We start from the raw sequence: 21,408 nt of genomic DNA, 5'->3' as shown, positions 1-21,408 counted from the left end.
GGCGTTCGAGGTGCGGGTCCGGGGGGAGCCATCCGCCCCGGCCCCCCCGGACGGGTCCGGTACGGCGGCGCGGGGCCGGGACTAGGCCACCTGGACCTCGCGGTCCTGCTGGGCCGGGACCTTCGCCGGGTGGATGGTGTGGGCGCAGGTGCGGACCGGCTTGGGCCGGCGGCGGCTGGCGAACAGGCGCGGCAGCGCCAGCGTCACGAAGCCCTCGGCCTGCATCACGGCGAAGCCGATGCGCGGCAGGTCGCGGTTGTGCCGGAAGACCATGAAGCGCGGCTCCCAGCGGGGGCGGAACTTCTCGTTGAACTTGTACAGCGACTCGATCTGGAACCAGCGCGAGAGGAAGACCAGCAGCCCGCGCCAGGCCCGCAGGACCGGTCCGGCGCCGATCTTCTCGCCGCGGGCGAGGGCCGAGCGGAACATCGCGAAGTTCAGGGAGACCTTCTCGATGCCCAGCTCGGGGGCCTGCTGGAGGGAGGCGACGATCAGCAGTTCGTTCATGCCGGGGTCGGCGCCCCGGTCGCGGCGCATCATCTCCAGCGACATGCCGTCCTTGCCCCACGGCACGAAGTGCTGGATGGCCTTGAGGTCGCCGAAGGGGCTGCTGTCGCCCTCCTCGACGCGGTGCGCGGTGGCGATGATGCAGTCACCGTCACCCGGGTCGCCGACGCGGCCCAGGGCCATGGAGAAGCCGCGCTCGGTGTCGGTGCCGCGCCAGGCCTCGGCGGCACCGCGTACGGCCGTCAGCTCCTCCTCGGTGAGTTCGCTGACCCGGCGGACCTTGGTGGTGTAGCCGTTGCGCTCGATGCGCTTGACCATCTGGCGGACGTTGCGCATGGGGCGGCCCGACAGGGAGAAGTCTTTGACGTCGACGATCGCCTCGTCGCCGAGCTCCAGGGCGTCCAGGCCGGTCTCGCGGGTCCAGACCTCGCCGCCGGTCTCGCTGCAGCCCACGACGGCCGGGGTCCAGGAGTGGGCCTTGGCCTCCTCCATGAACCGCTCGATGGCGCCGGGCCAGGCCTCGACGTCGCCGACCGGGTCGCCGGAGGCGAGCATCACGCCGGAGACCACGCGGTAGGTGACGGCGGCCTTGCCGCTGGGGGAGAAGACGACGGCCTTGTCGCGGCGGAGCGCGAAGTGGCCGAGGGAGTCGCGGCCGCCGTGCCGGGTGAGCAGCTCGCGCAGCTTGACCTCGTCGGCGGGGGTGAGCCGGGCGGCCGGGTGCTCGGGGCGGAAGGCCAGGTAGATCGTGGTGACGGCGGTCAGCATGCCGAGGGCGCCGAGGGAGTACCCGACGGTCCAGGAGACCCGGCCGGCGTAGTCGACGGGGCCCTCGAAGCCGAAGAGGCCGTAGACGACGTGGGTGATCTGCTCGTACAGGCTGGGGCGGCCGACGACCTTGCCCGGGTGCACGTTGACGATGACCAGGCCCAGGCCGATGGAGCCGGCGCTCATCAGGACGAAGTTGGCCAGGGCCTTCCAGCGGCTGCGCGGGTCCGGCAGGGCCTTGAACTCACGCTGGTGGCGTACCAGCAGCGCGAGGAGGACGGCCGAGATCACCACGCCGATGACGGAGTGGCGGTACGCGAACTGCGCGACGGCGCCGGCGGGCAGCAGGATGACGGCGGCCCGCCAGGCCCGCCGCTTGCGGCGCTTGAGACCGTGCGCGAGGAGCAGGATGAGCACGCCCGCGCTGATGGACAGGGCCGCGGCGAAGGGGCCCAGGGAACCGGGCAGCACCTCGGTGACCGCGTGGATCCGGCTGTGGCGGAATCGCGGGAAGACGCCCGCCGCGATGTCCAGAAGGCCGACGATCATGACGGCCGTACCTACGAGACCGGGCACCGACTCCGGCCGTGGTCCGCGGAAGATTCGCCGGACCGTACTCGGAACCTGTCCCGACTTATCGCCATCTATCCTGCTAGACATCGCTTCCCGTTGCTCCGCGAGAGATCATGTGGCCGAAGGCCGTGACGGCCTCCGGAGTGTGGTGCGTCCACTAGGACGACATCCGCGGGGAGCGGGTTCACTCTTCCGTCGGAAAAATCCAGTCCTGCCATCAGAAAGTCGACTGACTGCTCATGGGTCTCACCAGTAATACGGTTCTGGTCCTGGCCATCATCGCGGGCGTGGCCCTGTTCGCGGTCACGGTCTGGGCCTGGCCGAAGCTCTCGGGGCGCGGCGTGCGCGCGGTCCTCGGCCGGATCGGCCTGCTGCTCGCGACCCAGCTGGCGCTGTTCTCGGCAGTCGGTCTCGCGGCGAACAAGTCGTTCCTCTTCTACGGATCGTGGGCCGACCTGTTCGGCCAGGAGACCGCCGTCGGCAAGGTCGTCGACCACTCGATGAGCAGCAAGGACATCAAGGTCGTCGACAAGCAGAAGCTGGACGTGCCCGGCGGGGGCAAGCCCCAGGTCGGCGGCCAGATCCTGAAGGTCTCCATCACGGGCCAGAAGTCGAAGATAACGAGCCCCGGCTACGTCTGGCTGCCGCCGGAGTACTTCCAGCCGCAGCACAAGGACCAGAACTTCCCGGCGTCGATCGTGCTGACGGGCTACCCGGGCACCGCCGAGAACCTGATCAAAGGGCTGAACTACCCGATGACGGCCTTCAAGCAGGCCAAGGCGGGCAAGATGAAGCCGATGATCCTGGTCATGCTGCGTCCGACCATCGCGCCGCCGCGCGACACCGAGTGCGTGGACATACCCGGCGGCCCGCAGACCGAGACGTTCTTCGCGCAGGACCTGCCGCAGGCCATCCAGTCCACCTTCCGGGTGGGCAAGAAGCCGGAGAACATGGGCTTCATCGGGAACTCCACGGGCGGCTACTGCGCCCTGAAGATCGCCGCGCACCACCCGCAGACCTTCGGCGCCGCCGTGGGCCTGTCCGCGTACTACAAGGCGGCGGACGACGCGACGACCGGTGACCTGTTCCACGGCGACGACAAGCTGAAGGCCCGCGCGGACGTACTCCAGAGCCTCCAGGCGAAGAAGCCGACCGGTACGTCGTTCCTGGTGACGACCAGTGAGAAGGGCGAGGACAACCTGAACGACACCAGGAAGTTCCTCAAGCTGGTCAAGGGCCCGGACCGGGTCTCCTCGATCATCCTCGACAGCGGCGGCCACAACTTCAACACCTGGCGCCGCGAGATCCCGCCGATGCTGGTGTGGCTGAGCGGCCGCATCCAGGCCTGAGCCGCGCGCGGCGCTCAGGAGGTACGTGAAGGGCCCGGCTCCGGCCGGGCCCTTCACGCGTCCGTACGCGGCCGCGCGTCCGCGGGGGCTCCGGGACGCGGGCCACGGGCGTCAGGCGTCCTGGTGGCCGGCCCGGCGCAGCGCCCGGTGGACGCCGGCGGGGGTCAGTACGCCGGCCAGCGCGCCGGAGTCCGGGTCCGTGACGCCGATCCGGCCGGAGTCCTCCTGCAGCAGGGCGGCGAGGGCCTCGCGCAGCGACGCCCCCAGGGGCACGGAGGTGGCGGGGGCCGGGCCCTCGGCGGGCGTCACGTCGGCCGCTGAGACCGGGGTGACGGCGAGCCGCTTGAGCCCCCGGTCGGCGCCGACGAACGAGGCGACGTACGCGCTGGCCGGTGCGGCGAGCACGGCGGCCGGACGGGCGAACTGCTCGATGGTCCCCTCCCCGTACACCGCGATCCGGTCGCCGAGCCGGACGGCCTCGTCCAGGTCGTGCGTGACGAGCAGGATCGTCTTGCGGACGGTCCGCTGGAGGGCCAGGAACTCGTTCTGCAGCCGTTCGCGCACCACCGGGTCCACCGCGCCGAACGGCTCGTCCATCAGCAGGACCGGCGGGTCCGCCGCGAGTGCGCGGGCCACGCCGACGCGCTGGCGCTGTCCGCCCGACAGCTGCCGCGGGTACCGGCCCCCGTACACGGCCGGATCCAGCCCCACCAGTTCGAGCAGTTCGGCCGCGCGGGCGCGGGCCTTCGCCTTCGGGGTGCCGGTCAGCTGCGGCACGGTCGCCGTGTTCTCCAGCACCGTCCTGTGCGGGAACAGCCCGACCTGCTGGATGACGTAGCCGATGCGGCGGCGCAGCTCGACCGGGTCGGCGTCCGCGATGTCCTCGCCGTTCAGCAGGATCCTGCCCGAGGTCGGCTCGATCAGCCGGTTGACCATCTTCATCGTGGTCGTCTTGCCGCAGCCGGACGGGCCCACCAGCGTCACCAGCTCGCCCTCCGCGACCTCGAAGGACAGGTCCTCCACGGCCGTCGTGCCGTCGGGGTACCGCTTGGTCACTCGCTCGAATCGGATCACCCCGCCATCCTCCCCCAGCGGTCCGCCCGGATGGGCGAAGGGTTCGTCAGGGGAGTGTTGCGACTGTGCGAATAATTCCGGCCATCACGGGCACCGGGGGTTATGGTCGCTCGAGGGCCGGTCTCCGGCACACGCGTGCGAGGGGAAGGGGGTGGGCGGCATGGCCGGGCAGGGCTGCCTGGTGGCGAACGACTGGATCTGCTGGGAGTACGTCAGCTCCCGCTCCGCGGAACTCGCCGACGCCACGGTCGAGCACGTCTGGATCACCGCCGTGTCGGTGTCCATCGGCGTCGCCGTGGCCGTGCCGCTGGCGCTGCTGGCCCGCCGGGGCCGCCGCTGGGCGGCTCCCGTGCTGGGCCTGACGACCCTGCTGTACACGATCCCCTCGCTCGCCATGTTCTCGCTGCTGCTGCCCTTCTTCGGGCTGTCGGCGGCGCTCGTGGTGACGGGCCTGGTCCTGTACTCGCTGACGATCCTGGTCCGCAACGTCCTGGCCGGCCTGGAAGCCGTGCCCGAGGACGTGCGCGAGGCCGCGCGCGGGATGGGCTACGGCCCGGCCCGGCTGCTGTGGCAGGTCGAACTGCCGCTGGCACTGCCGGCGCTGCTCGCCGGGGTCCGGATCGCCACCGTGTCGACCGTGGCGCTGACCACCGTCGGTTCCATCGTCGGCAAGGGCGGCCTGGGCAACCTGATCGCTCCCGCCGTGAACAGTTCCTTCAAGGCCCAGGTGCTCACCGCCTCGGTGCTGTGCGTGCTGCTCGCGCTCGCCGCCGACCTGCTGCTGCTCGGCGCGCAGCGGCTGCTGACCCCGTGGACGCGCTCCGGCCGTTCCGCGAAGGCCGAGGGGGCGTGAGGGCATGGGCGTGATGGCGCGGGCCTGGGACTGGCTGGCCGACGGGGCGAACTGGTCCGGCGAGGCGGGGGTGTGGCACCGGCTGGGGGAGCACGTCTACGTCAGCGGCATCGCCCTGGCCATCGCCTGTGCGGTGGCCCTGCCGGTCGGGCTGTGGCTCGGTCACCTGGGCAAGGGCGGCACGCTCGCGGTGAACGTCTCCAACGCCGGGCGGGCCGTCCCGGTGTTCGCGGTGCTGGCCCTGTTCATGGTCTCGCCGCTGCGCAGCGCGGGCTACGTCCCCACCATCGCCGCGCTCGTGCTGTTCGCGGTGCCGCCGCTGCTGACCAACGCGTACGTCGGCATGCGCGAGGTGGACCGCTCGGTGGTCGAGGCGGCCCGCGGCATGGGCATGTCCGGCCGGCAGCTCTTCCTGCGGGTGGAACTCCCGCTCGCGCGGCCGCTGGTGATGACGGGGCTGCGCTCCGGCGCCGTGCAGGTCGTCGCCACCGCCACGATCGCGGCGATGGTCGGCCAGGGAGGCCTGGGCCGGATCATCACCGCCGGCTTCAACACGTACGACACCCCGCAGGTGGTGGCGGGCGCCGTGCTGGTGGCCCTGCTGGCCCTGGTGGTGGAGGGCGTCCTGGTGGCGGCGGACCGGCTGCTGCCGCGGGTCCCGTCGCGCTGAGGCGCGGCCGCCGTGCCGCGGCCCTCACCGGCCCGCGGCCCTTCCCTGATTCCTAAGGAGCATGATGAGCAAGTCCACGCGCATCCTCGGCGCGACCCTGGGCGCGGTGGCCCTGACCGTCTCGCTCGCCGCGTGCGGGGGCGAGAGCCTGGAGACGTCCCGTGACGGCGGCTCCTCCACGGCACCGGCCGGGGGCGGCAAGGGCAGGCTGGTCGTGGGGGCGGCGGGCTTCACCGAGTCCAACGTGCTGGCCGAGCTGTACGCGCAGTTGCTGAGGGGCGCCGGCTACGACACCTCCCTCACCACCGTCAACAACCGGGAGCTGTACGAGCCGTCGCTGGAGAAGGGCGAGATCGACGTCGTCCCGGAGTACGCGGCCACGCTCGCGGAGTTCCTGAACGCCAAGGTGAACGGCCCGAACGCGGCCAAGGAGAAGCCGGTCGCCTCCAGTGACGCGGCGGCGACGGTCGCGGCGCTGGAGAAGCTCGCGCAGCCGCTCGGGCTGAAGGTGCTGCCGGCGGGTGCGGCGGTCGACCAGAACGCCTTCGCGGTGAGCCGGGAATTCGCGCGGAAGAACAACCTCACGTCACTTTCCGATCTTGGAAAGTCGGGGCTGAAGGTGAAGATCGCGGCGGGTGACGAATGCGCCGTCCGCCCGTTCTGCGCACCGGGGTTGGAGAAGACGTACGGAATCCAGGTTTCCGGCATCGACCCCAAGGGAGTCGGCACCCCGCAGGCCAAGCAGGCCGTCAAGGACGGGGTGGACCAGCTGGTGCTGACCACGACCACCGACGCCACCCTCGACGCCTACGGCCTGGTCCTGCTGGAGGACGACAGGAAGCTCCAGAACGCCGACAACGTGCTGCCGGTCGTCAACGCCAAGGACGCCGGGGCTCCCGAGGTCGCGGCCGCCCTCGACGGGCTGACCAAGGTGCTCACGACCGCCGACCTCGTCGAGCTGAACCGCAAGGTGGACGCGGAGCGGGCGAAGCCGGCGGACGTCGCGAAGTCCTATCTCGACTCCAAGGGCCTTCTGCGGAAGCAGTAGTTCCGTGTTTGTTCGCCAATTGTGGGGTAACTGCCCGGGAACGGATTGCCGGGCGGGTACCCCACACGCCGCCCACGCCCTGTAAATTTCAGGCCATGCCCCGTGGACGCCACCGCAATCCCGAGCCCCTGCACCGACTTCTCACGCCGACGGCCGTCGCCGGGGTTTCCGTGGCCGGCGCCGGCACGGCGTGGCTGCTGGCGGAACCCCTCGCCCTGCGCCTGCTCGTGGCCCTCACGGCCGCCGCGGGCGTCGGCGGCGCGATCCTCATGCGCTCCTGGGACCGGGCGGCCGGCCGCCGGGTGGCGGAGCTGGCCCGCGAGCGGGTCAAGGACGAGTGGAAGACCGACGAGCGGATAGCCGCGCTCGAGTCCGACCTCGAGGAAGCACGCCTGCTGCGCGCCCGGCTCGACGCCAAACTGCGTGCCAAGCGCGTCGAACTGGCGGGCCTGCGCGGGGAGCACGCCGCGCTGCTGCGCCGGTACGCGACCGCCGAGACCGAGCGCGCCAGCGCCCTCGAGAAGCGCCGGCTGCTCGCCATCGAGGCCGCCTCGGCCCCGGCGGCGGGCCCCAAGGAACTTCCGGCGGTCTCCGCGGAGCGCACCGGTGCCGGCGCGCCCACCCCGGTCGGCTACGCCCGGGCCCACGCGGCGATGTCGGCCCTGGTCCGCACGGCGCAGGAACGGTCCGCCGTCGCTCCCGCCTCCGCCGTCGCTCCCGCCGGGGCCGTCGCGCACACCCGGCCGGCGGTGCCCGCCCCGGCCGCTCCCGCCCCGGCCCGCCGTCCGGCCGCGCCCGTGGCTCCGTACGCGGCCCAGCGCCGCACCGCCTCCCGCGTCGAGGGCGGCTTCGACTTCTTCGGCACCAAGAACGCCGCGCAGGCCCGCGCCGTGATCGAGTCCGTGCAGAACGAGGACCTGGCCGACGTGGTCGGCGCCGAGGCCCTCGCCGTCCACAAGGCGGAGACCGCGGGCGGCGGAACGGAGCCGGAGTTCAAGGCGGCCACCCCCGAACAGGAGGCGGTGGGCCAGGTCATCGACCTGACGGCGCACGACGAGACCGAGCCCATCGACGTGGTCCGGCTGCGCACCGCGATCTCGTAGGCCGGGCTGCGCGGCGCCCGCCGTCCTCCACGGCCTGTGCGCGACCCGGGGTCCGCCGGGTGCGCCCGGCTCAGGGGAAGACGAGCACCAGCCCCACGGCGGCCGCCTCCAGCACCAGTTGCGCGCCCAGCACCCGGCCGCGCAGCCGCTCCGGCGCGGCCAGGGCGAGCACCGCCGCCACCGCCGCCGCACCGCACAGCACCAGGAAGAAGACGCCGGGGAAGGGCGCGCAGCCGCCGTACATCAGGCAGCGGCCACCCGTCTCGGTGGACAGGACCAGGATCTTCGCCGCCACCAGCGCGGGCACGAACAGCGCGGCGGCGATCACCGCGCACACGCGGATCCGCCCCGCCCCGGCGGAGGGGGGCGCGGCGACGGTCGGGGGCTGAGGGCTCCAGGTCATGCGCCCATCCTGGCGCGGCGGCCGGCCGCGGGGATCCGTACGCGTACTCAGTCTTCCGGTCCCGGCCTGGTGCCGGGTACCCGGTACCAGGCACGGCGGTCGTCCGGGCGGCTCGGACCCGGGTGGCTCAGAACAGCGGCAGCTGGCCCGGATGCGGCCCGAGGACGAAGCCGTCCAGGGTCGGGGCGGAGGCGCCGAGCACCACGCGGGCCCGGGAGCCGGGGCAGGACACCAGATCGCCCCGGCCGCGCCCGGCCGGAGGGTCGTGGCGGGCGATCCGGCCGGCCGTCACCGCACAGTCGCGGCCGCAGGCGGGGCAGGCCCGTCGGGGGGAGTGGGACATGCCCCCAGTCTGCCCTGCCGCACCGACACCGAAGCCGTCAGGAGGCCGCCGGGGCCTGCGCCTGCGTCTGCGCCCTGGACGCCAGCCATGCCCGGTGCGCCTCGTCGACCCGGGCCCACAGGGCGTCCCGGTCGGCGGCCGTCAGGTCGTCGAGGCTCCGCCGGAAGGTGCCCGCCACGGTCTCGAAGAACTCCCGCCGCCCGGCCACCTCCCGCCGGCCGGTCTCCTTCCCGGCGGAGATCCGGGTCAGGACGCGGCCGCGCAGGACGTCGATGCCGTCGGCGTCGCGCCGGAGCAGCGCGAGGGTCCGTACGAAGGGGGATTCCGGGGAGGTCGCCAGCCAGGTGTGCGTCTCCTCGAAATCGGCGGTCGTGGCGGGCGCGTCGCGGAAGTTGACCCGCGGCGTGCTGCTGGCGGGGGACAGGAAGCTCCAGCCCGGGCCCTCGCCCTCCAGGGGCTCCAGCCGCTCCAGCGCGTAGCGGAAGCCGCCCTGCTCGTACGGGCCCTCGCGCAGCGGCAGCGGCTCGTACGGGCCGTCTCCGAGCCCGGCGTCCACCCAGTACGCCTCCCCGTCCACGCGGACCGTCAGGGTCAGGTGCTGCCCGTTGACCACGCGTGAGGCGGCATCGTCCTCCACGCCGCCGAGGTGGCGGGTCACGTCGTACCCCAGGTGTTCCAGGAGGGCGGCGAACGCGCCGTTGAGGTGGAAGCAGTAACCGCCGAAACCCGCCCCCAGCCGCCGCACCGACAGCGCCGGGTCGATGCCCGGCGGCCGGCCCGCGTGGATGTCGAGGTTGTCGTAGGCGATGTGCTCCAGGTGGGCGCGCTGGAGCGCGAACAGCCTTCCCGCGGAGGGGGTGCCGGGAGCGGTGACGCCGATCCTGCGCAGGTAGTCCGTGTACGTACCAGTGGTCATGGGGGCACCCTAGGACGCCCCGCCGACACCGCACCGGCCGCCCTGCGCCGGACCGTCAGGTCGGGCGAGGAGCGGAAGCCGGCGCTCCGGGCTACTTGTCGATGTCGCCGACCACGAAGAAGAGCGAGCCCAGGATCGACACCATGTCCGCGACCAGCTGCCCCGGCAGCAGCACCGCCAGCGCCTGGATGTTGTTGAAGGAGGCGCTGCGCAGCTTCAGCCGGTACGGGGTCTTCTCGCCCTTCGAGACCAGGTAGTAGCCGTTGATGCCGAGCGGGTTCTCCGTCCAGGCGTACGTGCTGCCCTCGGGTGCCTTCAGCACCTTCGGCAGCCGCTGGTTGACCGGCCCGGGCGGCAGCTCGGCCATCCGGTCCAGGCAGGCCACGGCCAGGTCGAGGGCGTTGTGCGTCTGGTCGAGCAGCACCTCGAAGCGGGCCAGGCAGTCGCCCTCGGTGCGGGTGACGACCTTCAGCACGTCTGCCAGCTCGCCGTACGCCAGGTACGGCTCGTCGCGGCGCAGGTCGAAGTCCACGCCGGAGGCGCGGGCGATCGGGCCGGAGACCCCGTACGCGTGCACCGCCTCGGGGGCCAGCACGCCGACGCCGCGGGTGCGGGCGCGGAAGATCTCGTTGCCGTGGACGAGCTTGTCGTAGACGTCCATGCGGGTGCGGACGTCGGCGATGGCGGCGCGGGCCCGGCCGAGCCAGCCGGCGGGGAGGTCCTCCTTGAGGCCGCCGACACGGTTGAACATGTAGTGCATGCGGCCGCCGGAGATCTCCTCCATGACGGCCTGGAGCTCCTCGCGCTCGCGGAACGCGTGGAAGATCGGGGTGATTCCGCCCAGTTCGAGGGGGTACGACCCGAGGAACATCAGGTGGTTCAGCACCCGGTTCAGCTCGGCGAGGAGCGTACGCATCCACACCGCGCGCTCGGGGACCTCCATGCCGAGCATCCGCTCGACGGCCATGACCACACCGAGCTCGTTGGAGAACGCGGACAGCCAGTCGTGGCGGTTCGCGAGCATCACGATCTGCCGGTAGTCGCGCGCCTCGAAGAGTTTCTCGGCACCCCGGTGCATGTAGCCGACCACCGGCTCGGCGCTGGCGATGCGCTCGCCGTCCAGGACGAGCCGCAGGCGCAGCACGCCGTGGGTGGAAGGGTGCTGGGGTCCGATGTTGAGCACCATGTCGGTGCTCTCCGCCGCACCGCCGATGCCGACCGTGGTCTCCGTCATGGGCGCATTGTCTCAGTCCTAGGGTGGGTGCATGGATACGGGGACGCAGGGTGAGACGGCCCGTCCGCGGTGGGTGGGCCTGCCGGGCGGACTGCGCCGGATCAGGCGGCTGCTGCTGGTGCTCTGGACGGTGCCGCTCGCGGCGGCCACGGGCGTGTCGCTGGGCCTGGCGTTCGGGCCGGGCTGGGCGGCCTGCGGGGCCCTGTGGCTCGCGGTCCTGACCTGGGGGTGGGTGCTGGTGGGGCGGAACTGGCGGTCCTGGCGGTACGCGGAGCGGGCGGACGACCTGCTGATCAGCCGGGGGGTGCTGTGGCGGGAGGAGACGGTGGTCCCGTACGGGCGGATGCAGCTGGTGGAGGTGACCTCCGGCCCGCTGGAGCGCCGCTTCGGCCTGGCCTCGGTCCAGCTGCACACGGCGGCCGCCGCGACGGACGCCAGGATCCCGGGGCTGGCCCCCGCCGAGGCGGAGCGCCTCCGCGACCGCCTGACGGCGCTCGGCGAAGCAAGGTCGGCGGGCCTGTGACCGGCCCCTCCGGGGGAACCCCGGGCGGGGACGGCCCGCCGCCGGCTTCCGCGCCCCCCGGCGCCCCCGCCCCGCGGGGGAGCGGGGAGCGGCGGCTGCACGTGCTGACCCCGCTGCGCCGCGCCTGGGTGCCGATCGCCGCCACCGCCGGTGTCCTCGTCCAGCAGGGCGACCGCGTCCAGGAGTGGATCACCGGTCTCACCCCCGCCGTGCGGCTGCTGGTCGTGGCCGGGCTGGTCCTCGTCTTCGGCACGTACGGCTTCCTCAGCTGGTGGTGCACCCACTACGCCGTCACCGACACCGAGCTGCGCATCCGCACCGGCCTGCTCTTCCGCCGCACCGCCCACATCCGCCTCGACCGCCTCCAGGCCGTGGACGTGACCCGCCCCCTGCCGGCCCGGCTCGCCGGGGTCGCCGCACTCCGCCTCGACGTCGTCGGCACCGAGAAGAAGGACGAACTCGCCTTCCTCGGCGAACGCGAGGCCGTCGCCCTGCGCGCCGAGCTGCTGGCGCGGGCGGCGGGCTTCGCACCCGCCGAGGCCGTCACCGTCGGCCAGGCCCCCGCGCGCGAACTGCTGCGCGTGTCCGCACGGGACCTGGTGGTCTCCCTGCTGCTCGGCCTCGACGTGTGGGCCGCGCTGGCCGCCGGGATCGTCGCCCCGGTGGTCGTCTGGCGGCTCAGCGACAGCGCCTGGGCGGCGGTGGTCATCCTGCTGCCGCTGCTCGGCGCGGTGTGGACCGGCAGCCTCGGCCGCTTCCTCACCGGCTACGGCTGGACCGTCGCCGAGTCCCCCGACGGGCTGCGCCTGGACCACGGGCTGCTGGACCGGGCCCACGAGACCGTCCCGCCGGGGCGCGTGCAGACCGTACGGATCGTGGAGCCGCTGCTGTGGCGGCGGCTCGGCCGGGTCCGGGTGGAACTGGCCGTGGCGGGCTCCGGGAACGGGGTGCTGGTGCCGGTCGCCACCCGCGCCGCCGCCCACGCCCTCATCGCCCGCGTGCTGCCGGGAGCGGACCCGGCGGTCCTGGAGTTCAGCCCGTCCCCGCGCACGGGCTCGCGGTGGGTGGTGCCGGTGTGGTGGAAGGGGTACGGCCTGGCCGTCTCGGAGGAGGTCTTCGCGACCCGGCGCGGACGCCTGTGCCGGCGTACGGAGATCGTTCCGCATGCGAAGGTGCAGAGCGTGCGCCGCTCCCAGGGCCCCTGGGAACGCGCCCGGGGGCTGGCCGACCTGCACGTGGACACCGGCGCGAACCAGACGGTCACCGCCCGGCTGCGCGACGCCGCCGAGGCCCGCGACCTGCTGCACGAACAGGCGGTCCGCTCCCGCACCTCCCGCGCGGCGGCCCGCCCCGACCGGTGGATGACCTGACATGGCGACGGCCTACGAGCGGCTGCTGGGCACCGGTTTCGACGGCGTCCCCACCGACGACCCCTACGAGGTGATCTGGGAGGGCGAGGACCGTCCCGCCCACCGCGACCGCGTTCCGGGCCTCACCGCCCTCGTCGACGATCCGTCCGCGACCGACGGCGAACGCCTCATGGCCCTCGTCGCCCTGGTCCACTGGGCGGAGCCCGCCGGGTACGGGGCCGTGGCCCGGGCCGCCACCACCGACCCCCGCGCCGCCTTCTGGTACGGCTGGTCCGTCGACCGCTGGTTCTCGGTGGACCGCAGCTACGGACTTTTCTTCGAAGTAGCCGTCGCCAGCCGCGAGTTGGCCGAGGCGAAGGGCACCTCGGCCCTGCGTGCCGAGACCCTCCGCGCCCTGGTCGGGCTGGCCGACCGGGAGGGCTTCGACGACCGGCTGGGCGACTGCCTGGACGCACGGGACGTACGGGACTGCCTGCCCGAGATCCGTACGTCCCTCGAGCGGGGCCTCGCCCGGATGCGGGCCGGCGAGTGCTTCCGCTTCGACGTGGAGACCCAACTCGTCGGGCTCGCCGGCGCGGTGACCCTCGTGGACGAGGAGGCGGCCGTGGAGCTGCTGCGGCGGCTCCTCGGCGACGCACCCTCCGGCCGCGCCCTCCGGCACGCCGCCGGCCCCGTCTCCCGCTGCCGCGGCCCGGCCGGCCGGGCCCTGGCAGCCCGGCTGTGGGACGCCGGGGACGACTACGTACGGGAGGTCCTGGGAGGGCGGTGACCGGCCGGCGGCGATTTCCGGCCAGACGTCGAGACCGTGTGAAACCGCGTTTGTGTTCGCAACGTCCCTTCGGTAGACAGGTACGCACGCAAGTGACGGCAGAACACGTCAGGGGTGGGCGCATGAAGTTCGACATGGGCAGCACGACGCTGTCCGACCTGGGCAAGGCCACGACCGGTTCCAGCGAGGACCTCGGCACGCTGATCAAGTTGCTGATCGCCGCGGCGGACCCGCTGGAGGGCAAGTTCAACGGCGTCGGCCGGACCGCGTTCGACTCGTTCAAGCGGCGCTCCGACGCCATCACCGCCGAGCTGAACGGATCCCTGCGGGCCATCCTCGGCGGTCAGGCCGGGATGGACACCTCGTTCACCACCGGTGACCAGGAGCAGGGCGACAACGCCCACCAGAACATGGGATCCGCCAACTTCGACGCCGCGCGCTTCGGTGCGCGCTGACACCGGGGGACTGTGAGACATGGCTAACCAGGACCGCACCTCGTACGACATCGCCGCCTCCGTGGAGGTCCAGGGCGGACTCGGCGGGATCATCGGCCGGCTGGAGCGGGTGCTCGGCGACCGTGACGCCGCGGTGAAGGCGGCGATGGCCGAGTTCACGGCCGACGGCGTCTCGGACGAGTACCACGGCAAGGAAGTCCGCTGGAACAAGGCGGCGAACGAGGTGCGCGACATCATCCGCCTCGTCCGCACCACGCTGGAGCAGAACGACGCGACCGCGCAGGCCACGCTGGCGAGGGCCAAGGCGGCCGTCGACGCCATCGGCTGACACCGGGCCGGACGGACGCGGGACGCGACGAGGGACGCACGAGGGACGCACGAGGGACGCGAAGGACACGGGGGTAGGGCATGGGCTGGGACATCAAGCCGTCGGGCGTGCAGGGGGTCGTCAACAAGACGATCACCGCTGCCGAGGGTTTCCAGAAGGCGGGCAAGACGCTCCAGACGGAGCTGCCGGAGGCGGCGAAGCACGCGGGCACGGTGACGCCGGGCGGCGGCACCGGCGGCGAGGGCGGCGGCATGGGCCCGATCGCCGGCGCGCTGGGCGAACTCATGAAATCCCACGAATACCGTCTCTCGTACATCGGAGCCCGTACGGAGGCCTCGATCAACGGCGTCGTCAAGGCCACGACGGCGTACGTGCAGGGCAACATCGAGCAGGCGCAGAACGCGCAGCGCGAGGCCCTGAAGGAGCCGAAGGTCGATCTCCCGGGGGCGGGTCAGAAGTGACGGACCACGTACCGATCAATCCGTGCACGATCCCGCAGTTCACGGGTGATCTGGACGCGCTGGAGCAGGACCGTACGGCTATCGCGGCGGCGGCGGGGACGTTCCGTGATGCCGGGTCGAACGTGGACAGGGAGTTCCAGGGTCTGTCGGCGTTCTACTCGGCGCCGGAGGCGGCGCAGTTGTTCGCGACGACGAAGCCGGTGAAGACGGACAGTGATTTCTTCGCGGATCAGCTGGAGTCGGCGGCGAAGGCGCTGGGCGAGTACGTGACCGAGGCGCGTCCGATCGTGGCGCGGCTGAAGGAGTTGCAGGCGAAGGCGACCACCTTCAGCAACAAGATCGCGGGGGATGAGCACTGGAAGGACGACGGGGACAAGATCGATGAGAACAACGATCTGATCCACGACGTCAACGCCGCCGTCTCCGCTTTCTGGGCGGCGGAGCGTACGTGTGCGAACAAGATCCGTGCGTTGTACTGTGCGCCGCCTTTGACGGCTGATGACGGTTCGCACGGTGCGAACATGTACGGCTACAAGGGTGAGGACCTCGACAAGGCGCAGGATCTGCCGTGGGGTTCGCAGCTGGAGGAGACCCACCGGGCGTGGGAGGTCGGCTACTGGATCAAGTCGTTCGTGTGGGACGGCCTGATCGTGGACGGCATCTGGGGCACGATCCGCGGCCTGGGCACGCTGGTGGGCGTGGATGGCGCGGACGCGGCGGGGCAGGCGTGGCTGGGCCTGGCGAAGCTGGCGACGGGTCTTGCGATCACTGTCACGCCGGGGGTGGGTACGGCGTTCTGGATGGCGGACGAGAAGGATCTGCCGGGCTGGCTGCGGGATTCGCGTACGGCGGTGAAGGAGACCGGCAAGGCGCTGGTGGCGTGGGACGAGTGGGGCAAGAACCCGGCGCGTGCGGCGGGTGCGGTCACCTTCAACGTCCTGACCACGGTGTTCACCGGTGGTGCGGGCACGGCGGCGAAGACCGGTGCGGTGGCCAAGGTGCTGTCGGTGGCGGGCAAGACGGGCAGGCTGATCGACCCGATCACCTACATCGGCAAGGCCGGCTCGCTGGCGAAGCTGAAGATCGGTGACCTGTTCGCGAACCTGGGCAAGGTCGACGGGGCGTTCCCCAAGCTGGACGACGTGGTGTGGAAGGACCTCCCCAAGGCCGACGCCCCGGGCATCACCTTCCCCCACCCCGACGACACGGTCCGCCTCCCGGACGACGCGCTCGGGCGGCCGCAGTACTACGACAAGACGACGAATCAGCTCCTGGACCACAAGGGCCTGCCCAAGCAGGACCTCACCTCGGTCCCCAAGGGCCCCGACCGCCCCCTGGCGGAAGTCCCCAAGCGCGAGGAAGCCCCGGTCGGTGTCGGCGCCCGCCCCGGGGACGTCACCGCCCATACCCCCGGCGGCACGGTCTCGCACACCCCGGGAGGCACGGCCGCCCGCACCCCCGGCGGCACGGTCTCGCACACCCCGGGCGGCACGGCCGACAACCTCCCGCACAACAGCCACACCGAACCCGGCGGCACCGCAGGCACGGGCCACGGAAACACGGACACCACTCCCACGGGCAGCGGCCACACGGACACCCCGCCCACAGGCGGCGGCCACGGCGACGGCCCCTCCACCGGCGGCGGCCACGGCGACGGCCCGACCGTCCCGCACCAGGGCGACCACGGCGGCACCCCGGGCGAACCGGAAGCCCCGAAAACGGACGAGCCGGGGTCCGGTACGCCTACAGAGCGGCCTGCTGGGCCCGCGCCCGCCTTCACTGCCGAAGAGAAGGCGGCGCACTGGACCCACCTCGACGAGGTCGAGGCGCGCCACCCGGAGAATTTCGACGAGCTCAAGCGGGATCCCGACAAGAACGGGGGAGTCAACGACAGCTCGATGGACGAGGCGCGCGTGGGCCTTGACCTCGTGGAGTCCGGCCGTCTCCCGGATGACATCGCCCGCCCGCACGCGGCCGACCACGGAGAGTTCTACTCGGAGACCACGGGGCGCTACTACGACATCAAGGGCGTCCACTCGGACTACCCGCCGTTCAACAACATCAAGAACAAGACCGGCCCGTTCAAGGGTGCCTACAATCCCGAACGGCACAGCGCCAAATGGGAAGAGAAACTGTCCGAGCAGATCGAGGCCCGGGAACGCATCGTGATTCTCGACATGCGCAATGCCGACCAGGTCGCCATTGACGACATCCGGGGCATCGTCGAGAGGAATGGCTGGGAGAATGATGTCATCTGGTACCCGTAAGGGGTGGAACCCGGGCGTACTACCTGTCGATGAGGTGGCCGCCGGCCGGCTGACGGAATGGCTCGGCGAGGAAAAGGGCGGAATCGACGTCATCGGTCTCGACCTGAGTGGGGCCGACCTGTCCGAGGCCGACTTCTCCGAGTCCTGGTTCACCGACGCCAAGCTCGTGAACACCCGGCTTGTCGGAGCGGAGTTCTACCGCTCCGATCTGGAAGGGGCCGACCTCACGGGAGCCGATGCCACCAACGCCTCCTTCGTCCGGGCCAATCTCGATGACGCGGTTCTCCGGCATGCCGTGCTCGACGGCGCGAACCTCGTCAAGGCGTCGCTCTACGAGGTGGACGCCTCGTACTCGCGGTGCCGGGGAACCCGGTTCATGGCTGCATCCCTGCTGAAGGTCGATTTCCGTGGGGCCGATCTCAGTAACGCCGTCCTCCAGGAGAACTCCTTCAAGGTCCGGCTGGACGCCGCCACCGTACTCACCGGACTCACCGGCACGATCTTCGGGCCGGTGGAGTTGGTCGACGCGGACGGCTCCCGGACCATCGCGGGCGCCGAGCTGGAGGAGTGGATCCGGGAGCGCGGCGGCGACGTACGCGTCCTGGAGCCTCGGGGGCGCAGAGCCAAGCAAGAGGGCTGAGCCCGTGATCACGACCGAGCGGGTGGGGGAGGTCAGGGACGTCCTGGCTTCCCTCGGGCTGGTCGGCGACGGCGGTACGGGCTGGGTCGAGGGGTGTGCGCTGTCGGCCAGGGGCCGGCCGGTGTTCGAGCGGCGCGATGTGCCGCTCGACGTGCTGGCCGGGCAGGCGTCCGGCCTGCGGTTGCTGTCCGACCAGCACCTGACGGTGGCTCTCCGGCTCGCCGGTGAGTGGCCGGAGTACGACGACTCCTGGGGCACGTTCGAGGTCCCCGCGCGCTGCCCCGGCCGTAAGGACATCGGGTCGGCCGTCGGAACGGCGGTGCACGGGGCGCCGTCACGGGACGCGCTCGAAGAGCTGTCGGGGAGGGGACGGGGGTGACGGCGTCGCTGGTGCTGGGGCGGCTGCGGGCCGTGGACTGGGACATGCGGTGGGACCTGGCGTCCGAGCGCAGCGGATCCCGGCGGGTGCTGATGTGGGAGTACCTGCGGCGGGCCGCCGTGTGGGCCAAGGCCTGCGGGGCCGAGGGAGCGTGGCCGTTCTACGACGTCACGGCGTACGTGGACCCCGGGTTCGAGCTCCCCGCCGGGCAGGCGGCCGAGCTGGAGGAGCTGCTCGCCGGGGTGCCCGGCGCGGAGCTGCGGCGGACCTGCGCCGGGGCCGTGCGGCTGGCGGCGCTGAGGGAGCGGAACCCGGCCGTGGTGGACGGGCTGCCGGATCCGTACGAGCCGCTCGTGCTGTTCTACGAGCGGGGCGGATCGTTCACCCGGGACTGTTCGGGCGTCTTTCTCGACCTGGTTGGGGTGATGTACCGCCCCGGCAAGCCGGAGGGCTACCTCGGCAGCCGGCCCGTGGGCGTGCTCGACGACGCCGTGCTCGACGCGCTGGAGGGCGAGGGGCGGCTCACCTACTACGGCGCGGAGGACGGCCGGGGGACGGTGCAGCGGCGCCGGGAGGCCGGGGAGGTGCTCACGGACGAGGTGTTCGGGTGGGACCTGCGCTGGCGGCCGGCGGACCTGCCGGCCGAGCGGGCGGGGCTGGTCGCGATCGACCGGCTGGAGGCGGCCCGGCGGCTCGGAGGGATCGTGTCCGCCGCCACCGCCGGATGATCCGCGCGGACGAGCTGGTCGCGCGGGTCACCGCGATCGACTGCCGGGCCGCGCTGAACCGGGGCTCGCCGGCCGACGAGGTGCTGGAGCGCTTCGGCGGGCTGCTGGATCCCTTCGCGCCGCTGGTCGGGGTGTGGGAGCGGGGTGGCGGCTTCTGGATCGAGAACGGGTTCGTGGACTTCGTCGAGTCCCGGGTGCGTCTGGCGACGTGGCAGGGGTACGCGCGGGAGGGGGACGGGCCGTGGCCGGGTTGATGCGGGCGCCGTTGGAGTGCGGGGCCTGGTACTGGGAGCTCGACGGGGCCGGTGAGGCCGGTGTCGGGGCCGCGCTGCGGACGGCCGCCGCCATGGCCGGCGTACTGGAGCGGCACGCGTTGCTGGAGCCCGTGGCGCTGGAGTGGTTCTGGGTGTTCGGGGACGGTGACGCCCGGCTCGGGCTGGAGGGCGTGCGGCTGGATGACGACCGCCTGCCCGGGCGGGTGGCGGCGCTGCGGCCGGCCGGGCAGGAGCGTGCCGAGCCCTCGTCCTTCCACGTGGTTGGCGACGGGGTCTGGTTCGACGGTGCCGGGCGGCGACGGCGCGAGCACCGGCTGGTCGAGCTGAGCGTGTCTCCCGACCCCGTCATGGGACTGTCGGCCGAGCTGGCCGTGCACCACGACGTGTGGGGGGCCTGTGACTTCCGGGGTGTTCCGCACCCCCGGGTGCACGCGTACAACGCGCCGCGCCTCGCCGCCGCGCTGCGGGAGCTCGACGCGCTGCTCGGCGTCGCGGCGCAGCCGGGGGAGCCCACGTACTTCGGAACGGCGGTGGGCCACGGGCTGCGGGAGCCGGACGTCATCGACGGGCTGGGGCCGGACCTCACCGACCTGTTGGAGCGGTGGAGCCGGTGAACGAGCGGCTCGAGGGTGCGAGAGCTACCGGCGCGGTACCGGCGCGGTGCCGAACCCGGCGCCGCCGGTTTCGGCGTCGTGAGGGGGCGTACTAGCGTGCGGGGCGACAGCGAGAAGGGAGGCCGGGGTGGCGGCTGAGGATTACGACAGCCAGTTGCTGGAGTCCGTCGCGGTGCGGCGGCGCAGGCTGCGCGATGCCGTTCTCTTCGGGGCGCAGCGCGGGCGGCGGAGGGCCGACGAGCGGATCGGGAAGGCCGTCGCCGGACTGGTGATCGCGGCCGTGCTGTGCGCCGGCTGCGTCGGCTGGTCGTTCATCTCCCACCGCCTCATCGGCAAGACGGGGACGCCCGGGCAGGTCAGTACTCGGTGATAGGTTCGAGCGCGTGGTGAGCATGGGCGCAATCAGCGGTACCGCCTTGAGCCGGATCACCCTGGTGGGCGAGCGGCGGCGGATGGACCTCGTACTGCCCTCCCAAGAGCCGGTCGGGCGGCTCCTTCCCGACGTCATACGGATGCTGGACGACCGGGTGGCCGCCCGGCCGATGCTGCGTCACCTGGTCACGGCCGACGGGTCGGTGATCGAGCACGGGATCTCCCTGGAGGAGGCCGGCGTCGCCGACGGGGCCGTGCTGCGGCTCGTACGGGTGCAGGACGTGCCGTCCGCGCCCGTGGTGCACGACGTCACCGACGAGGCCGCCGAGGACCTGGACGTACGGGCCTGGCGCTGGCGTCCTGCCGCGCGGCGGGTCACCGCCGGGGCCGGGATGGTGCTGTGGGCGCTGGTGGCGGGGTGGTTCGCCCGGCGGGAGTTCGCACCGGGCGCCGTGGCGGGCGCCCTGCTCGCGGCGGCCGCCGCTGCCGGGACCGTCGGGGCGCTGGCCGGGCGGCTGAAGCGGTCCGGGCTGGCGGCCGCGCTGCTGGCGTGTGCCGCCGCCGTCGGGGTGCTCGGGGCGTGGACCCTGGGCGACGCGCAGCACTGGGGCGCCATGGGCCGGCTCGCCGCCGTGGCGGGCGCGCTGGCCGTCGGGCTCGCGCTGCTGGGGTGGTTCACGCCGCTCGGGCGGGGCGGGTTCGTGGGCGCCGCGGCCGTGGTCGCGCTGACCGGGATGTGGGAGGCGACCGCCCTGGCGCAGGGGCAGGCGGGCGCCCGGACCGGGGCCGTGCTCGCCGTGGTCTCGGTGGTCCTGCTCGGGCTGCTGCCGCGTCTCGCGCTGGCGGCGGCCGGTCTGACCGGTCTGGACGACCAGCGGGCGCGCGGGGTTTCGGTGAGCCGGTACAAGGTCGCCACCGCCCTCGGGGCCACCCACCGGGGCATGGCGCTGGCCACCCTCGCCACCGCCGTCTCGGCGGGCGCGGCCGGGGTGCTCGCGCTGCGGGAACCCGACGTCTGGACGGTGTCCCTCGCCTCGGCGGTCGCCGTCGTGCTGTGGCTGCGGGCGCGGGCGTTCCCGCTCGTCGCGGAGGTGGTCGCGCTGCTGCTGGCCGGGGCCGCCGTCACCGTGGCGGCCCTGCTGGTCTGGGCCGGCCGGGCGGGTGCGGCCGGGCCGCTGGCGGTGCTGCTGGCGCTGTCCCTGGCGGCCCTCGGCGTCCTCGCCGTGCAGCCGCCCGAGCACGTACGGGTGCGGCTGCGGCGGTTCGGGGACACCGCCGAGTCCATCGGCGTCATCGTGCTGTTCCCGCTGCTCATCGGGGTGTTCGGTGTGTACGGGCGGCTGCTCGGCACCTTCGCGTAAGGGTTGCTACTCAGACATGTCAGAC

General features: G+C 72.8%; 25 protein-coding genes. 19 read left to right on the top strand and 6 right to left on the bottom strand.

The window, feature by feature from the left end; genetic code table 11:
* Positions 1-81: 81 nt before the first annotated feature.
* A complete protein-coding gene (locus tag ACZ514_RS10240) occupies positions 82-1,935 on the bottom strand; it encodes a phosphatidylglycerol lysyltransferase domain-containing protein (RefSeq protein ID WP_468163445.1) in 1,854 nt (617 codons plus the stop codon).
* A gap of 152 nt (positions 1,936-2,087) precedes the next feature.
* On the opposite strand from ACZ514_RS10240, the gene ACZ514_RS10235 reads away from it, so the two are divergent.
* Complete coding sequence (locus tag ACZ514_RS10235) at positions 2,088-3,197, top strand: alpha/beta hydrolase (RefSeq protein ID WP_468163443.1); 1,110 nt, start codon at positions 2,088-2,090, stop codon at positions 3,195-3,197.
* A gap of 111 nt (positions 3,198-3,308) precedes the next feature.
* Here ACZ514_RS10235 and ACZ514_RS10230 read toward each other — a convergent pair whose 3' ends face one another.
* Positions 3,309-4,271 carry an ABC transporter ATP-binding protein gene (locus ACZ514_RS10230; RefSeq protein ID WP_468163441.1) on the bottom strand — a complete coding sequence of 321 codons (963 nt, stop codon included), beginning with the start codon at positions 4,269-4,271 and terminating at the stop codon, positions 3,309-3,311.
* 160 nt (positions 4,272-4,431) lie between these two features.
* Between ACZ514_RS10230 and ACZ514_RS10225 the strand changes: the two genes are divergently transcribed.
* The 4 genes from ACZ514_RS10225 (at position 4,432) to ACZ514_RS10210 (ending at position 7,945) form a co-directional block, all read left to right on the top strand.
* Complete coding sequence (locus ACZ514_RS10225; RefSeq protein WP_468163439.1) at positions 4,432-5,124, top strand: ABC transporter permease; 693 nt, start codon at positions 4,432-4,434, stop codon at positions 5,122-5,124.
* Positions 5,125-5,128: 4 nt separating this feature from the next.
* Positions 5,129-5,794: an ABC transporter permease gene (locus ACZ514_RS10220; RefSeq protein WP_468163437.1), complete on the top strand. Its 666-nt coding sequence runs from the start codon at positions 5,129-5,131 to the stop codon at positions 5,792-5,794.
* A gap of 64 nt (positions 5,795-5,858) precedes the next feature.
* Positions 5,859-6,842, top strand: a complete 984-nt coding sequence (locus tag ACZ514_RS10215; protein WP_468699508.1) for an ABC transporter substrate-binding protein — start codon at positions 5,859-5,861, stop codon at positions 6,840-6,842.
* Between the two features lie 95 nt (positions 6,843-6,937).
* Complete coding sequence (locus ACZ514_RS10210; RefSeq protein WP_469124517.1) at positions 6,938-7,945, top strand: hypothetical protein; 1,008 nt, start codon at positions 6,938-6,940, stop codon at positions 7,943-7,945.
* A gap of 70 nt (positions 7,946-8,015) precedes the next feature.
* Here ACZ514_RS10210 and ACZ514_RS10205 read toward each other — a convergent pair whose 3' ends face one another.
* The 4 genes from ACZ514_RS10205 to ACZ514_RS10190 all read right to left on the bottom strand — a co-directional run bounded on the left by ACZ514_RS10205 (position 8,016) and on the right by ACZ514_RS10190 (position 10,841).
* A complete protein-coding gene (locus ACZ514_RS10205) occupies positions 8,016-8,348 on the bottom strand; it encodes a hypothetical protein (protein ID WP_469124516.1) in 333 nt (110 codons plus the stop codon).
* A gap of 127 nt (positions 8,349-8,475) precedes the next feature.
* Positions 8,476-8,691: a hypothetical protein gene (locus ACZ514_RS10200; RefSeq protein WP_382637860.1), complete on the bottom strand. Its 216-nt coding sequence runs from the start codon at positions 8,689-8,691 to the stop codon at positions 8,476-8,478.
* A 37-nt stretch (positions 8,692-8,728) separates the two neighbouring features.
* Positions 8,729-9,607 (bottom strand): arylamine N-acetyltransferase family protein, encoded by an 879-nt coding sequence (locus tag ACZ514_RS10195; RefSeq protein ID WP_468163429.1) that lies wholly within the window; start codon positions 9,605-9,607, stop codon positions 8,729-8,731.
* A 91-nt stretch (positions 9,608-9,698) separates the two neighbouring features.
* Entirely contained in the window at positions 9,699-10,841 is a 1,143-nt protein-coding gene (locus ACZ514_RS10190; protein ID WP_468163427.1) for an NADH-quinone oxidoreductase subunit D, read from the bottom strand.
* A gap of 31 nt (positions 10,842-10,872) precedes the next feature.
* On the opposite strand from ACZ514_RS10190, the gene ACZ514_RS10185 reads away from it, so the two are divergent.
* The 14 genes from ACZ514_RS10185 to eccD all read left to right on the top strand — a co-directional run bounded on the left by ACZ514_RS10185 (position 10,873) and on the right by eccD (position 21,383).
* Positions 10,873-11,364 (top strand): PH domain-containing protein, encoded by a 492-nt coding sequence (locus tag ACZ514_RS10185; RefSeq protein ID WP_469124515.1) that lies wholly within the window; start codon positions 10,873-10,875, stop codon positions 11,362-11,364.
* The gene (locus ACZ514_RS10180) at positions 11,361-12,734 is read left to right on the top strand and encodes a PH domain-containing protein (protein ID WP_469124514.1); all 1,374 of its coding nucleotides are present in this window, start codon (positions 11,361-11,363) and stop codon (positions 12,732-12,734) included. Before ACZ514_RS10185 ends, ACZ514_RS10180 begins: the two co-directional genes overlap by 4 nt.
* Position 12,735: 1 nt before the next feature.
* Positions 12,736-13,503, top strand: a complete 768-nt coding sequence (locus ACZ514_RS10175; protein WP_469124513.1) for a hypothetical protein — start codon at positions 12,736-12,738, stop codon at positions 13,501-13,503.
* A 122-nt stretch (positions 13,504-13,625) separates the two neighbouring features.
* Positions 13,626-13,958 (top strand): hypothetical protein, encoded by a 333-nt coding sequence (locus ACZ514_RS10170; protein WP_468163419.1) that lies wholly within the window; start codon positions 13,626-13,628, stop codon positions 13,956-13,958.
* A gap of 19 nt (positions 13,959-13,977) precedes the next feature.
* The gene (locus ACZ514_RS10165) at positions 13,978-14,286 is read left to right on the top strand and encodes a pore-forming ESAT-6 family protein (RefSeq protein ID WP_468699515.1); all 309 of its coding nucleotides are present in this window, start codon (positions 13,978-13,980) and stop codon (positions 14,284-14,286) included.
* Positions 14,287-14,366: 80 nt separating this feature from the next.
* Positions 14,367-14,747 (top strand): DUF6507 family protein, encoded by a 381-nt coding sequence (locus ACZ514_RS10160; RefSeq protein ID WP_388933665.1) that lies wholly within the window; start codon positions 14,367-14,369, stop codon positions 14,745-14,747.
* Positions 14,744-17,014, top strand: a complete 2,271-nt coding sequence (locus tag ACZ514_RS10155; RefSeq protein ID WP_469124512.1) for a hypothetical protein — start codon at positions 14,744-14,746, stop codon at positions 17,012-17,014. Before ACZ514_RS10160 ends, ACZ514_RS10155 begins: the two co-directional genes overlap by 4 nt.
* Positions 16,995-17,654 (top strand): pentapeptide repeat-containing protein, encoded by a 660-nt coding sequence (locus tag ACZ514_RS10150; protein ID WP_468699517.1) that lies wholly within the window; start codon positions 16,995-16,997, stop codon positions 17,652-17,654. Before ACZ514_RS10155 ends, ACZ514_RS10150 begins: the two co-directional genes overlap by 20 nt.
* A gap of 4 nt (positions 17,655-17,658) precedes the next feature.
* Complete coding sequence (locus ACZ514_RS10145) at positions 17,659-18,033, top strand: hypothetical protein (RefSeq protein ID WP_469124511.1); 375 nt, start codon at positions 17,659-17,661, stop codon at positions 18,031-18,033.
* A complete protein-coding gene (locus ACZ514_RS10140; protein ID WP_469124510.1) occupies positions 18,030-18,761 on the top strand; it encodes a hypothetical protein in 732 nt (243 codons plus the stop codon). The genes ACZ514_RS10145 and ACZ514_RS10140 overlap by 4 nt, the downstream gene beginning before the upstream one ends.
* Positions 18,758-19,015 (top strand): hypothetical protein, encoded by a 258-nt coding sequence (locus ACZ514_RS10135; RefSeq protein ID WP_469124509.1) that lies wholly within the window; start codon positions 18,758-18,760, stop codon positions 19,013-19,015. The genes ACZ514_RS10140 and ACZ514_RS10135 overlap by 4 nt, the downstream gene beginning before the upstream one ends.
* Positions 19,003-19,650 carry a hypothetical protein gene (locus ACZ514_RS10130; RefSeq protein ID WP_469124508.1) on the top strand — a complete coding sequence of 216 codons (648 nt, stop codon included), beginning with the start codon at positions 19,003-19,005 and terminating at the stop codon, positions 19,648-19,650. Before ACZ514_RS10135 ends, ACZ514_RS10130 begins: the two co-directional genes overlap by 13 nt.
* 127 nt (positions 19,651-19,777) lie before the next feature.
* Positions 19,778-20,020 carry a hypothetical protein gene (locus ACZ514_RS10125; protein WP_468163402.1) on the top strand — a complete coding sequence of 81 codons (243 nt, stop codon included), beginning with the start codon at positions 19,778-19,780 and terminating at the stop codon, positions 20,018-20,020.
* A gap of 22 nt (positions 20,021-20,042) precedes the next feature.
* Positions 20,043-21,383, top strand: a complete 1,341-nt coding sequence (gene eccD, locus ACZ514_RS10120; RefSeq protein ID WP_469124690.1) for a type VII secretion integral membrane protein EccD — start codon at positions 20,043-20,045, stop codon at positions 21,381-21,383.
* Positions 21,384-21,408 lie beyond the last annotated feature (25 nt).

The sequence above is a fragment of the Streptomyces sp. NPDC034086 genome (assembly GCF_055575515.1).
This window is presented reverse-complemented; position numbering and strand designations above follow the sequence as displayed.